This window comes from Curtobacterium uvaldense (assembly GCF_028307415.1).
Classification (GTDB): Bacteria; Actinomycetota; Actinomycetes; order Actinomycetales; family Microbacteriaceae; genus Curtobacterium.
Genome location: NZ_JAQMHU010000019.1, coordinates 18,713 through 34,399 on the forward strand (window position 1 = coordinate 18,713; position 15,687 = coordinate 34,399).

General features: G+C 72.9%; 14 protein-coding genes. 7 read left to right on the forward strand and 7 right to left on the reverse strand.

Going from position 1 to position 15,687, the window contains the following annotated elements; translation table 11 throughout:
• Positions 1-23: 23 nt before the first annotated feature.
• From PIJ49_RS11740 to PIJ49_RS11760, 5 genes are all read right to left on the reverse strand, one after another.
• Positions 24-1,853 carry a thioredoxin domain-containing protein gene (locus PIJ49_RS11740; RefSeq protein WP_271826663.1) on the reverse strand — a complete coding sequence of 610 codons (1,830 nt, stop codon included), beginning with the start codon at positions 1,851-1,853 and terminating at the stop codon, positions 24-26.
• A 118-nt stretch (positions 1,854-1,971) separates the two neighbouring features.
• A complete protein-coding gene (locus tag PIJ49_RS11745; protein WP_251160403.1) occupies positions 1,972-2,502 on the reverse strand; it encodes a DEAD/DEAH box helicase family protein in 531 nt (176 codons plus the stop codon).
• A gap of 4 nt (positions 2,503-2,506) precedes the next feature.
• Complete coding sequence (locus PIJ49_RS11750) at positions 2,507-3,574, reverse strand: NAD-dependent epimerase/dehydratase family protein (protein ID WP_271826664.1); 1,068 nt, start codon at positions 3,572-3,574, stop codon at positions 2,507-2,509.
• A gap of 108 nt (positions 3,575-3,682) precedes the next feature.
• Positions 3,683-4,543, reverse strand: a complete 861-nt coding sequence (locus PIJ49_RS11755) for a sulfurtransferase (RefSeq protein ID WP_271826665.1) — start codon at positions 4,541-4,543, stop codon at positions 3,683-3,685.
• Between the two features lie 259 nt (positions 4,544-4,802).
• The gene (locus PIJ49_RS11760) at positions 4,803-6,374 is read right to left on the reverse strand and encodes an MFS transporter (protein WP_271826666.1); all 1,572 of its coding nucleotides are present in this window, start codon (positions 6,372-6,374) and stop codon (positions 4,803-4,805) included.
• 162 nt (positions 6,375-6,536) lie between these two features.
• On the opposite strand from PIJ49_RS11760, the gene PIJ49_RS11765 reads away from it, so the two are divergent.
• A complete protein-coding gene (locus PIJ49_RS11765; protein ID WP_271826667.1) occupies positions 6,537-7,196 on the forward strand; it encodes a TetR/AcrR family transcriptional regulator in 660 nt (219 codons plus the stop codon).
• Positions 7,197-7,365: 169 nt separating this feature from the next.
• On the opposite strand, the gene PIJ49_RS11770 is transcribed toward PIJ49_RS11765, so the two are convergent.
• Positions 7,366-8,997 (reverse strand): dolichyl-phosphate-mannose--protein mannosyltransferase, encoded by a 1,632-nt coding sequence (locus PIJ49_RS11770; RefSeq protein ID WP_271826668.1) that lies wholly within the window; start codon positions 8,995-8,997, stop codon positions 7,366-7,368.
• 53 nt (positions 8,998-9,050) lie between these two features.
• On the opposite strand from PIJ49_RS11770, the gene rsmI reads away from it, so the two are divergent.
• The 5 genes from rsmI to PIJ49_RS11795 all read left to right on the forward strand — a co-directional run bounded on the left by rsmI (position 9,051) and on the right by PIJ49_RS11795 (position 13,852).
• On the forward strand, positions 9,051-9,872 hold the full coding sequence (gene rsmI / locus PIJ49_RS11775; RefSeq protein WP_066655921.1) for a 16S rRNA (cytidine(1402)-2'-O)-methyltransferase: 822 nt from the start codon (positions 9,051-9,053) through the stop codon (positions 9,870-9,872).
• Between the two features lie 120 nt (positions 9,873-9,992).
• The gene (gene metG / locus PIJ49_RS11780) at positions 9,993-11,573 is read left to right on the forward strand and encodes a methionine--tRNA ligase (protein ID WP_271826669.1); all 1,581 of its coding nucleotides are present in this window, start codon (positions 9,993-9,995) and stop codon (positions 11,571-11,573) included.
• Positions 11,570-12,508: a TatD family hydrolase gene (locus tag PIJ49_RS11785; protein ID WP_066655919.1), complete on the forward strand. Its 939-nt coding sequence runs from the start codon at positions 11,570-11,572 to the stop codon at positions 12,506-12,508. The genes metG and PIJ49_RS11785 overlap by 4 nt, the downstream gene beginning before the upstream one ends.
• A 2-nt stretch (positions 12,509-12,510) precedes the next feature.
• Positions 12,511-13,359, forward strand: coding sequence for a 16S rRNA (adenine(1518)-N(6)/adenine(1519)-N(6))-dimethyltransferase RsmA (rsmA, locus tag PIJ49_RS11790; RefSeq protein ID WP_066655916.1), 849 nt, complete (start codon positions 12,511-12,513; stop codon positions 13,357-13,359).
• 70 nt (positions 13,360-13,429) lie between these two features.
• Positions 13,430-13,852 carry a hypothetical protein gene (locus PIJ49_RS11795; protein ID WP_271826670.1) on the forward strand — a complete coding sequence of 141 codons (423 nt, stop codon included), beginning with the start codon at positions 13,430-13,432 and terminating at the stop codon, positions 13,850-13,852.
• A gap of 135 nt (positions 13,853-13,987) precedes the next feature.
• Here PIJ49_RS11795 and PIJ49_RS11800 read toward each other — a convergent pair whose 3' ends face one another.
• Entirely contained in the window at positions 13,988-14,728 is a 741-nt protein-coding gene (locus PIJ49_RS11800) for an SDR family oxidoreductase (RefSeq protein ID WP_066655912.1), read from the reverse strand.
• A 101-nt stretch (positions 14,729-14,829) separates the two neighbouring features.
• Here PIJ49_RS11800 and PIJ49_RS11805 point away from each other — a divergent pair, with 101 nt between their 5' ends.
• A complete protein-coding gene (locus PIJ49_RS11805) occupies positions 14,830-15,687 on the forward strand; it encodes a helix-turn-helix transcriptional regulator (protein WP_209685564.1) in 858 nt (285 codons plus the stop codon).

Sequence of the window (15,687 nt, forward strand, 5' to 3'; positions counted from 1 at the left end):
AGCGGTCCGTGCGGCGGCTGTCGTCAGCGGAGCTGCTCGGCGAGCGCGGCGTCGCTCCGGGCCGGCAACGCACAGACGTGGTCGTGGCAGACGTAGGCGGCTGGTGCTGCGCTGTCCCGCCCGGCGAACAGCGAGAACCCGGCGGCGGCCCACGCCCGTGCCTGGTCCGGGGTCACGGTCGCGACCACGGTGCCCGGCCGGCGGGCGGCGAGGCCGGTCCACCGCATCGGGTCGTCGCGGCCGGACACGACGACGACCTCACGCGAGGGACGCTGCAGGGCGAGCGCGACCCCGAGGGCGTCGGCGTGGCCGAGCGGCCGCTCGGTACCGGTGCGTGCACGGTCGGCGACGAGCCGCGTCGCGGCGTCCCGGAGTGCCCGGTCACCGGTGAGTGCGGCCAGTGTCGCCGCGGTCGCAGCCAGTGCGACGGTGCCGGACCGCAGTGCCGTCTGCGGCTGCTCACCCGTCGTCGTTCCGGCTGCCCGCAGGACCGGATCAACCTCGAAGCGACCGGCGAGGCCGTCGTCGACGAGCGCGCGTGCCGTCTCGGCGTACCGGACCTCGCCGCTGAGCAGCGCGAGTTCGAGCAGCCCCTCGGCGAGCAGTCCGACGTCCTCGATCGTGGGAGGCGCCGCGGACGTGCCGTGGGCGGTGCTCGACCGGACCACCACGTGTCCGTCGCGCACGTGGGCGGCCAGGACCGCGTCGGCGGCACCCTGCGCGAGGGCGGTGCACTCGTCGTCACCGCTCCGGGCCGCAGCACGCGCGAGCCCGCGGATCGCGAGGCCGTTCCACCCCGTCAGCACCTGGTCGTCGAGGGGCGGTGCGTCGAACCGCCCGCGCTCGTCGAGTGGCAGCCGGTACCAGTCGCCCTCGACGCGTCGCCCGTCGATGGTCGACTCGCTGTCCTGCGCCGCGACGAAGGCGCCGTCGGGCCGTCGCAGCGTGTCGCGCAGGAAGTCGGCGATGCCCCGTGCCTGCTCCGCCCCGGCGATCGCGAGCAGCCCCGCGTTGTCGTAGAGCATCCGTTCGTAGTGCGGCACGCTCCAGTCGCGCTTGGTCGCGTACCGGAACACGCCGCCGTCGGCGTCCGTCAGCTCGGTCGTCCGGATCGCCCGGAGGCTCCGCTCGAGCAACCCGCGTGCGGCGGCGTCACCGTCGGCCGCGACGTCGGAGAGGAACTCGAGGAGCGGCGCGCTCGGGAACTTCGGCGCACCGCCGAAGCCGCCGTACGTGGTGTCCTCCGCCGAGACGAGCTGCGCGGTCACGGAGCGGATCGCGTCGACGGACGGGAGGCGCGGCGTGTCTGCGTCGGACCGCTCGCCACCCCGGGCGGTGGCGTCGGCCTGCGCCCCCTGCGCGATCGCCGCGGCGATCGCGCTCGCGTTCGCGTCCACCTCGTGCCGCCGCTGGGTCCATGCATCGAGCACCGCCGTGAGGACCTGGCGGAACGACCCGACCTGGCCGACCGGGGTCGGCGGGTAGTAGGTCCCCGCGAAGAACACCCGCCCCTCGGGCGTCGCGAACGCGGTCAGTGGCCACCCGAGCTGCTGCGTGAAGGCGCTCGCGGAAGCCATGAGGCTGGCGTCCACGTCGGGCCGCTCTTCTCGGTCGACCTTGACGGCGACGAAGTCGCGACGGAGCAGCTCGCCGATCTCGGGGTCGGAGAAGCTCTCGCGCGCCATCACGTGACACCAGTGGCACGTGGCGTACCCGACCGAGACGAGCACCGGGACGTCGCGCTCCCGTGCCTCGGCGAACGCGTCGGGTCCCCACTCGCGCCAGTCCACCGGGTTGTCGGCGTGCAGACGGAGGTACGGGCTGACGGCGGTCCCGAGCCGGTTGTCGTTCATGCGTCCAGCCTGCCCCGCGGGCGCTGGACGGTGCTGACGATCCGGTGACCGGTGGACAGGTCGTGCTCGTCCACAGGCGCAGGCCGTGGAGTCCGGGACACCGTGCCCGGGCCGGCGGTCAGCCGGGCAGCCAGCCCGTGAGCGACGCGAGCCGTCGCGCGATCTCGAGCGGGGACCTGTCGTCGGTGTCCACCCGGGCGACCGTGTCCGCGACGGCCGAGTCGAGCCTCCCGGCAGTCGCCGTGCTGTGGGCGAGCTGCGCATGCGGGACCGTGCCGCCCGCCCGCCGGGCCAGACGACCGGCGGTGGTGGCGTCGGAGGCGCGGAGCAGGACCGCGGTGACGAGCGGGTCGTCGCCCATCGCGGCGGCGAGCCGCTCGTGCTCGAGCACGGACACGGTGTTCGTGAAGACGAGCCGGTGGTGCCCGAGTTCGCGGTACGCCGCCCACATCGCGCGCAGGTTCCGCTCGGCGAGCCGGACGGCGGGGTGCGCCACGTGCGGGGCCGGGTGCGCGAGGTCCAGGAGGTCGCCCTCGATGACCGCGTGCGGGACGTCGGCAGCCACCAGCAGGTCGTGGAGCGCCTCGGCCGCGGTCGACTTGCCGACGCCCGAACGCCCGCCGACGAACAGGACCTCCGAGCGGGGCACCGGCTCAGCCCCTGCCGAGCGAGAGCAGCACGAGGGCGGCGTCCTCCGGGCCGTAGTCGAACAACCGCTCCCAGAACGGGTCCTCCGCCCAGGGGACGTCGCCGCCGGCCGGCACGGCGTGCGCGGTCTCGAGCAGCCAGTCCACCTCGGGCCGCACCGCCTCGGCGTACCGCGGGGGCTGCCAGCCGAGCGCCCGTGCCGCCGTCGTGTCGAGGACGAACGGCGACGGCGAGCTCCACGGAGTCGTCCCGACGAAGGCGGGGGCGTCCTCGTCGAGCAGGACCTCGTCGAAGCGGTGGTCGACGAGTCCGGCCACGGTCCGCACGATCTCCAGCACGTCGGGCGCGGTCTCGTCGGCCACGTTGAGGATCCGGCGGTCCGGAGCGTCGGCGACGAGGCGCACGAGTGACGCGATCCCACTCGCCGCCGTCGTGTGGTCGACGCCCCGTCCGTGGTCCGCGAGCAGGATCCGCTCCCGGCCGTCGAGCGCGCGACGCACCACGAACCACTCCCGGGGGCGGCCGATCCCGACGCCGTACACCTTCGAGGGGCGCAGCACGGTGACGGGAGCGCCGTGGTCGAGCAGGACCTGTTCGGCGGCGACCTTCGCGGCGCCGTAGCCCTCGCGCGAGGTCGGGTCGCCGTCGCCCGCGACGACGGTCGGCTGGAGCTCCGTGACCGCGCCGCCGAACACCGGCCGTCCGACCGAGTTCGCGTGCCGCCCTCGGTCGTCGACGTAGACCGCCTTCGAGGACACGAACACCGTCGAGCCGACGTCGTCGAGGAACGGTCGCAGCTGCAGGGCGTCGTCACGGGTCGCGCCCACGGTGTCGACGAGCAGGTCGGCGCCGGGACGCAGGAGTTCGCGGAGCACGCTCGTGTCGCGGCGGTCACCGGCCACGAAGGAAGCGCCGGCCGCCGTCAGCGCATCGGCTGCGGGACCGCCGTGTCGTGCCACGACGTCGATCTGCCAGTCGTCGCCACCGCGGCCGGAGACGTCGAGGAGGTCTCGGACCACCGCCGACCCGATCCCGCCGGTACCGCCGAGGACGACCGCGCGTCTGGTGCTCATGCGCCAACGCTAGTGCCGCGGGGACGGCCCGGACGCCCGGCCAGCCCGGCCAGCCCGGTCAGCCCGGTCGGCCCGGCCAGCGCGGTCGGCGTGGCCGACGTTGTGGCGTCAGGACGCGAGCAGCTCCGGCTCGAGGCGCCACCACTCGGCGAGCGAGCCGTCGTAGACCTTCACCTGGTCGTGCCCGAGCACCGTCAGGGCGAGCGCGTCGACGCAGGCCGCGCTGCCGACGCCGCAGTACGTCACGATCTCGTCGGCGTCGAGCACCGGCGCGAACACCTCGGCGAGTGCCGGGCCGCGGCGGAGGGTGTTGGTGTCGGGGTCGACCACGTCGTCCGTGGTGATCGCCGTGCTGCCGGGGACCACGCCGGGGTGGTCGGGTCCCAGCGCCGACGGGGGAGCCGCCAGGACGACCGCCGCGGGCTCCTCGCCGCGGACGGCGCGCAGGACACGGTCGTGGTCGGCCCACACGGGGCGTTCCTCGCCGGCCAGGAACGGCTCGGCGGACGGCGACGGGGTGCTGCCACGGAGCGGTCCGACGCGGACGGGCCGTCCCTCGTCCCGCCACTTGGTGAACCCACCGTCGAGCACCGCGACGTCGTCGAAGCCGAACGCGCGGAAGATCCACCAGAGCCGTGCCGCCCACTCACCGACGCTGTCGTCGTAGACCACCACGGTCGAGCCGTTGGTCACGCCCAGTCCACTCGCGGCGGACTCGAAACGCTCCGCCGTCGGGCGGGTGAAGGGCACGTCCGCGTCGGGCGTCGAGAAGTCGTCGACCAGGTCGGCGTACCGGGCGCCCGGTACGTGCCCGTGCTGCTCGTACGCGTCGCGGGCGGCCTGCCAGTGCATCGCCGTGCCGACCCCGGTGGTGTGCACCGAGGCATCGAGGACGACGAGATCGTCGGCACCGATGTGGTCGGCGAGCCACTGCGTCGACACGAGCGGCGAGGTCAGGACGGGGGCCATGGCGCTCAGGGTAACCGGGGCCACTGATGTGCCGCAGGAGGACCGACACAGTGCGCAACGCCGCCGTCCCGACCACGGGGTGTGCCGAATCCGTGCGCACCGGAACGGCCGGGGTCGGTCGTTCCTTCGGCCAGCCCCGGGGACGCGACATCCCACGCGTCGATCGACGCGTGGGATGTCGCAGAGCGGGGGCAGAGCAGGGCAGGGCGGACCGGGGGCGGACCGGGCGCGGAGCGGAGCGGCTCGGGGAGCGGGGCGGCTAGTGCGCCGCTGCCGGGATGCTGCCCGTGGTCGCGGACGCCGCGCGCTCGAGCCTCGCGAGTCGCACCGACTGCCGGTTGATGAGCAGCCCGCCTGCGAGGGCGACGAGCACGAGCACCCCGGCCGAGATGCCGAAGGCGACGTGGTACCCGTCGATCACCGCCTGGGCCTGCTGCAGCTTCGTCGGTGCTGCCGAGAGGTCCGACAGGCTGTCCTTCACGACGTCGGCGAAGATCGTCGAGAGCAGGGCGGTGCCGATCGAGCCGCCGATCTGCTGCATCGTGTTGACCGTCGCCGAGGCCACGCCGGCGTCCGCCCGTGCGACACCGGTCGTCGCGGTGTTCATCGCGGACGAGAAGATCGTGCCCATGCCGAGACCGATGACGATCAGCGCCGGCAGGACGGTGCCCGCGTAGGTGCTGTCGACGTCGGTGCGGAGCAGCAGCAGGAGCCCGGTCGCCGCGACGAGTCCGCCCGCGAAGATCAGGACCTTCGGGCCGACGCGGGGGAGCAGCCGCCCGCCGATCTGCGTCGCCGACACCATGATCGACAGCGGCATCGGCAGGAACGCCAGACCGGTCTGCAGCGAACTGAAGCCGAGGGTCTGCTCGAGGTAGTACGTCAGGAACAGGAAGATGCCGAACATGCCGATCGCCACGAGGCCGATCGCGATGAAGGCACCGCCGCGGTCGCGGTCGAGGACGACGCGCAGCGGCAGGAGCGGGTGCGCGACGCGGGTCTCGATGACCACGAACGCGGCGACGAGCAGGACGCCCGCGGCGAGCATGACGATGGTGAGCGGGGCGTCCCAACCGTTCGACTCGGCGTTCGAGAAGCCGTAGACGATGCCGACCAGGCCCGCGGTGATCGTCAGCACACCGGCCACGTCGATGCGCGGACGCTCGACCTTCGGCGGCTTCGCCATGAACACGAGCGCACCGATGACCCCGAGGACCGCGAACACGACGTTCACGTAGAGGCACCAGCGCCAGGACGCGTACTCGGTGAGCACGCCGCCGAGCAGCAGGCCGATCGCCGCACCCGAGCCGGCGATGGACCCGAAGATGCCGAACGCCCGGCCGCGTTCCTTCGGATCGCGGAAGGTCGTGGTGAGCATGCCGAGCGCCGAGGGGGCGAGCAGGGCACCGAAGACGCCCTGCAGTGCGCGGGCGGCGACGAGCAGGCCGAACGAGTCGGCGAGACCACCGAGCACCGAGGCCAGGGCGAACCCGACCAGGCCGACGATGAAGGTGGTCTTCCGGCCGAACAGGTCACCGAGGCGACCGCCGAGCAGGAGCAGGGAGCCGAACGCGAGCGAGTACGCGGTGACGATCCACTGCCGCTGGTCGGTGCCGAAGCCGAGATCGGCCTGCGCCGAGGGGAGGGCGATGTTCACGATGGTCGCGTCGAGCACGACCATGAGCTGGGCGAGGGCGATGACCGCCAGTGCGATCCAGCGGTGGTTCGGCCTGTCGGAGCCGGAGCCGGAGCCGGTCGTGGTGCCGGCAGCACGGCCGGTCGTCGTCGGTGCCGACCCGGTCGGGGTCGGCACGGTCTGTTCTGCCGTCACGGCAGCCTCCTTCGGAGAAGGGTGGAGGTGGCGGAGCACGCGCCGTCGAGCGCTTCGCGAGGAGGTGGAACCGGATGTGGTGCATCCGTTTGTGTCGAGTGTAGACCGAAACGGAGCCACCGCATCCGTTTGTTCCCAGAATCGTCAACTACCGTCGACGTCGTGAGCACCACCGACACCGCGCACGACCTCGAGCGCCCCCTGCGCGCCGACGCCGCGCGCAACCGCGAGCTGATCCTGCAGACCGCGCGCCGGTGCTTCGCCGAGCGGGGCCTGTCGGTCACGTTGAACGACATCGCGCACGAGGCCGGGGTCGGCGTCGGCACCGTCTACCGCCGGTTCGCCGACAAGGACGCCCTGATCGAGGCGTTGCTCGCCACCAAGTTCGAGGCGATGAACGCCGCCGCCGCCCGAGCCGCGCAGGAGACCGATCCGCGCGAGGCCCTCCGCGTCTACCTGACGGGCGTGTTCGAGTTCCGCGCGCGCGACCGTGCCCTGGCGGACGCCATCGTCCGCGCGGGGAAGGCGCGGCCGTCGATCGTGCACGAGCGGGACCGGCTCGAGCGCCAGGTCGCGACCATCATCGAGCGAGCGGCGGCGTCCGGGGTGGTGCGGGCCGGGTTCAGCTACGCCGACCTGCCGATGCTCACCACGATGGTCGGCGCCGTCGCGGACGCCACACGCGCCCACGACCCCGACGCCTGGCGCCGCTACGCCGAGGTCGTGCTCGAGGGCGTGCTGCCCGGCGGCACCACCGACCCCATGGTCGGTGCCCCGCTCGACCGCGCTGCCATCGAGCGCGCCCTGCACGGCCAGCCCTGACGGTCGCCTGACGCGGTATGCGCCGGGCGGGAGGCTCGTGGCCGTCGGGCACCGCGCCTCCGTGCCGACAGCGGGTCGGCCGCCACCGGCGTCCCGCGCGGTCACGTCCCCAGGGCCGGACCGCTCCAGCCAGCTCGGCAGCACCGCTCCAGCCAGCTCGGCAGCACCGCTACAGCCAGCTCGGCAACCAGTAGTGCGACCGGACGAAGTCCCACGGCATCTGCAAGCCGGTCCACATCGGGTACCAGTACGCCGACGCGAGCACGACGACACCGAGGTACACGCCGACCCAGACCAACGCCCGGGTCCGCCGCGGCCGCGGGTCGGTCCGAGAGCCGGCGACGAGTCCGATCGCCGCAGCCAGGGCGATGACGAGGAACGGCTCGAACGTCACCGTGTAGAACTGGAACACCGTGCGGTCGGTGTACAGCAGCCAGGGCAGGTACCCGCCCGCGACACCGATGAGCACGAAGCCGTACTCCCACCGGCGCCGCAGCACGAAGAGCACGAGCAGCGCGACCGCCGCGATCACCGAGGCGTACCAGACGAACGGGTTCGCGATGCCGGTGATCGCCTCGCCGCAGCGGTCCGCCCAGCAGCCGTCCTGGCCGCGGTTCGTCCCGACGTAGTACATCGACGTGGGGCGCTGCATGACGAGCCACAGCAGCGGGTTCGCCTGGTACGAGTGCGGGGTGTGCAGGCCGATGTTGAAGCCGTAGATCTCCGACTGGTAGTGCCACCAGTTCTGGAACGGGTCCGGCACCCACGCGAGCAGTCCCGTCCACCGCTCGCCGCCGGAGGCGATCCAGTTCCGGTCCCACCCACCGGAGGTCCGGAACCACCCCGTCCACGACGCCAGGTAGGTCACGGCAGCGACCGGCACGGTGAGCAGGAACGTCACCGGCGCCTGCTGCAGGAAGGCGCTCGAGGACCAGAACGTCACGCCCGCTCGGCGGCGCATCACCATGTCGCTCAGCACGGAGTACAGGGCGAAGAACGCCAGGAAGTACAGGCCGGACCACTTCGTCGCGGACGCCAGACCGAGGGCGACGCCCATCGCGACGAGCCACGGCCGCCAGACCAGCACCGGCCCCCAGAGCGTGTCGCCGCCGCCGTCCGCCCGGCGTCGGACCCAGTCGTCGAGCCGCCGCTGCGTCCACCGCCGGTCGAGCAGCAGCGCACCCGCGCCGAGCACGACGAAGAAGGTCAGGATGCCGTCGAGCAGCGTCACGCGCGACAGCACGATCGCCTGGCCGTCGATCGCGAGCAGGAAGCCGGCGAGCGTCCCGATCGCGGTCGAGCGGAACAGCGAGCGGGCGATGACCGCGGTCAGGAACACGGTCGCGGTGCCGAGCACGGCGACCGTGAACCGCCACCCGAACGAGCTGTCGGCGCCGAACAGCAGCATCCCGAGGCCGATCAGGTACTTCCCGAGCGGCGGGTGCGCGATGAACTCCGCCGCCCTCGAGTACAGGTCGGTCTCGCCGTCCGCGAAGCGCTGGTCGGTCGTCGGGGCGCCGTCGTCGGAGGAGTTCGCCGGCCAGGTGCCCTCGTAGCCGAGGTGCACGATCGACCAGCCGTCCTTGACGTAGTACGTCTCGTCGAACACGAGCGAGTGCGGGTGTCCGAGTCCCACCAGACGGAGCACGGCCGCCAGCAGCGTCACCGCGATCGGACCCGTCCAGCGCCACACGGCGACCCGCCGCGACGTCGAGAGGACCCGACCCCACCAGTCGTCGAGGCGGGAGCCGGCCGGTCCGTCGACGAGGGCGGTGCGGTCGTCGGTCAGCTCGCTGGTCATCGCCTGCATCCTACGGATCGCCGCCACGGCGGACCTGGCACCAGAATGGGGAGGTGATCGTCCTCGCAGCAACGCCCATCGGCAACCTCGGCGACGCGTCTCGTCGTCTCGTCGAGACCCTCTCGAACGCGAGCGTGGTGGCCGCCGAGGACACCCGGACCGCGATCCACCTGATGCGTGCGCTCGGCATCGAGAACCGCCCGCGCCTGATCGCCCTCCACGAGCACAACGAGCGCGCGAAGGCCGCCGAGGTGGTCGAGCTCGCCCGCGACGAGGACGTGGTGGTCCTCACCGACGCGGGCATGCCCGCGATCAGCGACCCGGGCTTCCCCCTCGTGGAGGCCGCGGCGGCCGCCGGGGTGACCGTCACCGCCCTGCCCGGGCCGTCCGCGGTGCTCATGGCGCTCGCCGTGTCGGGCCTGCCGACCGACCGGTTCAGCTTCGAGGGCTTCCCGACCCGCAAGGCGGGGGAGCGCCGTCGTCTCTTCGCGTCCCTGGCCGGTGAGCAGCGGACGATGGTGTTCTTCGAGTCACCGCACCGGCTCCCCGACACGCTCGCCGACATGGCCGCGGGCTTCGGGGACGACCGCCGCGCGGTCGTGTGCCGCGAGCTCACGAAGCTGCACGAGGAGGTCCGCCGCGACTCGCTCGCCGCGCTCGCCGCCTGGGCAGCCGACGGGGTGCGTGGTGAGATCTGCGTGGTCGTCGAGGGCTCGACCGGCGCGCTCGACGTGACGAGCATCGAGGACGGTGTGCGGCTCGTGCTCGAGCGGGTCGCCGCCGGGTCGCGCATGAAGGAGGCCGCCGCGGCGGTCGCGGACGCGACCGGCCTGTCGAAGCGCGACCTGTACGAGGGCGCGCTCGCCGCGCGGTAGGGCCGACCACCGTCGGTCTGGAGGCGCGGGGCGGGCCCGCCACCCGCCTCCCGTCCGGTTCTCCACAGGCGGCGCGCGGGGCGCGTCACGCGGCTCCGGCCCGCCCGTAGGATGGTCCGCATGTCCGACGGGTCCTCGTTCAGCATCACCACGCCGATCTTCTACGTGAACGACGTGCCCCACATCGGGCACGCCTACACCGAGGTCGCCGCGGACTTCATGGCACGGTGGCACCGGCAGCGGGGCGACGACGCCTGGCTGCTCACGGGGACCGACGAGCACGGCCAGAAGATCCTCCGGACCGCCAGCGCGAACGACGTGTCCCCGAAGGAGTGGGCCGACCGGCTCGTCACCGACGCGTGGAAGCCGCTGCTCGACACGGTCGACGTGGCGAACGACGACTTCATCCGCACGACCGACGAACGGCACGAGCGCGGCGTGACCGCGTTCCTGCAGAAGCTGTACGACGACGGCTACATCTACGCCGGCGAGTTCGAGGGCTTCTACTGCGTCGGGTGCGAGGAGTACAAGCAGCCGAGCGACCTCGTGCCCGGCACCGGTCCGTACGAGGGCCAGCAGGTCTGCGCGATCCACTCGATCCCCGTCGAGGTCCTCGCCGAGCGCAACTACTTCTTCCGGATGAGCGACTTCGAGCAGCGCCTGCTCGACCTGTACGAGTCGAACCCACAGTTCATCCAGCCCGAGAGCGTCCGCAACGAGATCGTCTCCTTCGTGAAGCAGGGCCTGCGCGACCTGTCGATCTCGCGCTCGAGCTTCGACTGGGGCATCACGATCCCCTGGGACCACGACCACGTGCTCTACGTGTGGTTCGACGCCCTGCTGAACTACGTTACCGCCCTCGGCTACGGGTCGGACGACGACGAGGCGTTCCAGCGCCTCTGGCCGAGCGTGCACATCGTGGGCAAGGACATCGCCCGCTTCCACGCGGTGATCTGGCCCGCGATGCTCATGGCGGCGGGTCTCCCGGTGCCGGAGCGCGTGTTCGGTCACGGCTGGCTGCTCGTCGGCGGCGAGAAGATGTCGAAGTCGAAGCTCACCGGCATCGCGCCGTCGGAGATCACCGACACCTTCGGCTCGGATGCCTTCCGCTACTACTTCCTCCGCGCCATCACCTTCGGGCAGGACGGCAACTTCAGCTGGGAGGACATCTCCGCCCGGTACTCGGCCGACCTCGCGAACGGCTTCGGTAACCTCGCCTCGCGTCTCGTCGCGATGCTGCAGAAGTACTTCGACGGTGCCGTGCCGTCGCGCGGCGAGCTGACCCCGTCGGACGAGGCGATCGACGCGCTCGCGGTGTCCGTCACCGAGCGTGCGGACGCCGCGGTCGAGGCCTTCGCGCCGCACGAGGCGATCGCCGCCGTGTGGGAGCTCGTCGACGCGCTGAACGGGTACATCACCGAGCAGGAGCCCTGGGCGCTGGCGAAGGACGAGTCGGCGCGCGAGCGTCTCGGCACCGTCCTGGCGACGGCCCTCCGCGGCCTCGGCACCGTGAACGTCCTCGTGTCCCCGGTGATGCCGAAGGCGACGGAGAAGCTCTGGGCGTCGATCGGTGCCGGCGGATCGGTGACCGAGCAGCGCGTCGACCGCGCCTACGAGTGGCAGGGCGCCGCAACCGTCGTGCCGCTCGGGTCCGGCCTGTTCCCGCGCATCGAGCAGCAGCCCGAGCAGGGCGCAGCGTGACCGACGCGGCGGACGGCTCGCACGTCCGGGCGCGTGGCGAGGGGGCGTCCGGCGGCTCGAAGCGCGACCTGAGCTACCCACCGCTGCCGCAGGCGCTCGTGGTGCCGGTGTACGACAACCACACGCACATGGAGATCGCCGACGGCGTCGGCGAGGGCGGCGACGGTCCGCTCGACTACCGCGAGCACCTCGACCGTGCGTCGAGCGTCGGGGTCCGCGGCGTCGTGCAGGTCGGCACCGACCTGGCGACGTCGGAGTGGTCGGCGCAGATCGCCGCGCGTGAGCCCCGCGTGCTCGCCGCCGTCGCGCTGCACCCGAACGAGGCGCCCGTGCTCGACGAGCAGGGGCTGCTCGACGAGCACCTCGCCGGCATCGAGCGGCTCGCGGCGCTGCCCCGCGTCCGGGCGATCGGCGAGACCGGTCTCGACTTCTTCCGCACCGGCGAGGACGGCCGCGCGGCACAGGTCCGCTCGTTCGAGGAGCACATCCGCATCGCGAAGGAGCACGACCTCGCGCTGACGATCCACGACCGTGACGCGCACGAGGCCGTGGTCGAGGTGCTCGACCGCGTGGGCGCTCCCGAGAAGACCGTCTTCCACTGCTTCTCCGGCGGTCCCGACCTCGCCCGGCTCTGCGCCGAGCGCGGCTGGTACATGTCCTTCGCCGGCACCGTCACGTTCAAGAACGCCCAGTCGCTCCGAGACGCCCTGCAGGTCGCGCCGCGGCACCTGGTCATGATCGAGACGGACGCCCCGTTCCTCACGCCGACGCCGTACCGCGGCCGGCCGAACGCGCCGTACCTGATCCCGCTCACGCTCCGGTCGATGGCCGAGACCCTCGGTACCGACCCGTCGATGCTCGCGGCGCAGATCGCCTCGACGACCGAGCTCGTCTACGGTGCGTGGGACGCCGAGCCCGTCACGGTGGACCAGTAGTCGTGGGCGCACTGCTCGGCCCGGCGGAGATCCGGGACCTCGCCGCCAAGCTCGACGTCACCCCGACGAAGAAGCTCGGCCAGAACTTCGTGCACGACGCCAACACCGTGCGCCGCATCGTCTCGGCCGGCCGGGTCACGCCGGACTCCCGCGTGCTCGAGATCGGACCGGGGCTGGGCTCCCTGACCCTCGGGCTGACCGAGACCGGCGCGTCCGTCACCGCGGTGGAGATCGACGGTCGGCTCGCAGCCCAGCTGCCCGCGACCGTCGCGGCGATGCAGCCGGACGCGCGCCTGCGGGTCGTGCACCAGGACGCGCTCGCGGTGACCGCGGACGAACTGCCCGAGGCTCCGACGCACGTCGTGGCGAACCTGCCGTACAACGTCTCCGTCCCCGTGCTGCTGCACCTGCTCGCGACCTTCCCGACCATCGAGCGGGTGCTCGTCATGGTGCAGGCCGAGGTCGGCCACCGCATCGCCGCCGGGCCGGGCAGCAAGGTCTACGGGGCGCCGAGCGTCAAGGCCGCCTGGTACGGGTCGTGGTCGACCGCCGGGCAGATCAGCCGCCAGGTCTTCTGGCCGGTGCCGAACGTCGACAGCGTGCTCGTCGGGTTCGACCGTCGTGAGCGCCCGGGGGACGAGACGCTGCGCGCGCAGGTCTTCGAGCTCGTCGACGGGGCGTTCCAGCAGCGCCGGAAGATGCTCCGGCAGAGCCTGTCCGGGGTCCTGGGGTCCAGCGCCCGTGCGTCGGAGCTGCTGACCGCGGCCGGTCTCGACCCGACCGCTCGGGGTGAGGCGCTGTCGCCGGACGACTTCGTGCGCCTCGGACGGACGGTCCTCGCCGCCGCCTGACGGCAGGCGGTCGTGTCACCGCTCCGGCCCGGTGGTCGTCGTGTCGGCGACGGAGCCCTAGGCTGACCGCGTGCACGCTCCGACCTCCCGTCTCGCCCTGGCGATCACGCTCTTCTTCCTCGCGGGCGGTGCACTCGTCGTGGTCGTCGCCGTCGTCGCCCTCGTCCGTGACGCCGGCGACGATGCTGCCTGGGCAGCCGCCCTGTTCGGAGCAGGCCTGGCGGCGTGGGGACTCTGGTTCAACCAGCTCGCGGACGAGGACGAGGACGGGGCGTCCACCGAGGCCGAGCCGCGGGCTGCGAGGAGCTCCATCGGCACCCTGGCGATGGTCGCCGTCCTGGCCGGGGGCGCCTTCTGGGTGCTCCGTGGACCGCTCGACAGGACGCTGGCCGAGTCGCTCCTCGTCACCGCCATCGTGCTGGGGCTCTGGGCGTTGAACCGGGGTCTCGACGCGCGGATCCGGCGTCGGCGCGCCGCCGGCGAGGTCGACTGACGGAGCAGCGTGCTCCCGCCGGCGTCGGCGCCGGCGCCGGCACCGGTGCCAGCACCGGCCCGACCCCGACCCCGGCCTGACGGTCGACGTGCACACGTCTCCTCGCCCGGGGCTGATCCGCCCGTGGTGCGTGGCTCAGTGACCGCGGCCGGCCATCGCCTCGAGGATCTGCTGGTGCGTCCCGTCGCGCTCGGCCCAGCGCAGCGGCTGGACGTCCTGCACGAGGATCTCCGGCGCGGCACCGGAGTCGAGCAGACCCATCACCTCGTCCGTGAAGGCGTCGAGGGGCATCCCGCCGAAGTCGGCGCCACCCATCAGGTCCGTCTGCACGGCCGGCGGGGCGAGCTCCAGCACCGCCACCGAGCTGCCGACGAGCTGCTGCCGGAGCGCCTGCGTGTACGAGTGCACCGCGGCCTTCGTGGCGCTGTAGGTCGGGGTCGCGGTCAGCGGGACGAAGGCCAGACCGGACGACACCGTGATCAGCGTCGCCGCCGGCCGGGAGAGCAGGTGCGGCAGGAAGGCGTCGATGAGCCGGATCGTCCCGACCAGGTTGGTCTGGACGGTCGCGAGTGCGTCGTCGATGTGTCCGGGGTCGCGCAGGTCCTCGTTGCGCATGATGCCCGACATCGTGACGACGGTGTCGAGCTCCGGCCAGCGGGTCGTCACGTCCGCTGCCGCGCTCGCGATGGAGTCCGCGTCGGCGACGTCGATCGCGACGGTACCGAAGCCGTGCTCGGCGGCGAGGGCGTCCAGGCGGTCCTGGCGGCGGCCGCCGATGACGACGGTGCTGCCGGCGGCCTGCAGGCGCTGCGCGAGGGCGAGCCCGAGGCCCGAGGTCGCGCCGGAGATGAAGACGGTGCTGTTCGTGGTGTCCATGCCGACCACGATGCTCCTGCGCGCGGGGCTCCTCCAGGGCGCGGGCATCGGGGGACCGGCGGTCCCTGGCTCCGCTCCGGCCGAGACGGCACGATGGGGGGATGGACCGCCCCGCGCTCGCCGACTTCCTGCGCCGCCGCCGCGAGCTGCTGCGCCCCGAGGACGTCGGCCTCGGCAGCGGTCCCCGTCGGCGGACCCCCGGACTCCGTCGAGAGGAGGTCGCCGCACTCGCCGGGATGAGCGTCGACTACTACACGCGGCTCGAGCAGCAGCGGGGCCCGCAGCCGTCGGAGCAGATGGTCGCGGCGATCGCCCGGGCCCTGCGGTGCAGCCTCGACGAACGCGACCACCTGTTCCACCTCGCCGGGCACACGGCGCCGGTCCGGATGCACCGCGCGGACCACGTGGACCCCGCGATCCTGCGTGTGCTCGACCGGCTCGAGGACACCCCGGCGATCGTCGTGAGCCACCTCGGTGAGACGCTCGTCGAGAACCGGCTCGCTCGGGCACTGCTCGGCGGATCCGTCGACCTGCCCGGCAACGAGCGCTACCAGGCGTGGCGCTGGTTCGTCTCGGGGACGGAGCAGGCGAAGTACGCGCCCGAACAGCACGAACGACTCGGTCGGGTCGTGGTCGCGTCGCTCCGCGCGGCCGTCGGGCTCGCGGGGCCGAGCGACCGTCGGGCGACGGAGCTCGTCGCCGAACTGCAGCGCCGCAGCCCGCAGTTCCGGGAGCTCTGGGAACGCCACGAGGTCGCGACCCGCTGGTCGGACGACAAGACCATCGTGCAGCCCGAGCTCGGCCGGATCACCGTCGACTGCCAGGTGCTCCACACCGACGACCAGGCGCAGGCGCTCCTGTTGTTCACCGCGCCCGCGGGGAGCGAGGACGCGCAGAAGCTCGAGCTCCTCGGCGTCGTCGGCACGCAGCAGTTCGGCGCCGACCGCGTCGCGCGCTGA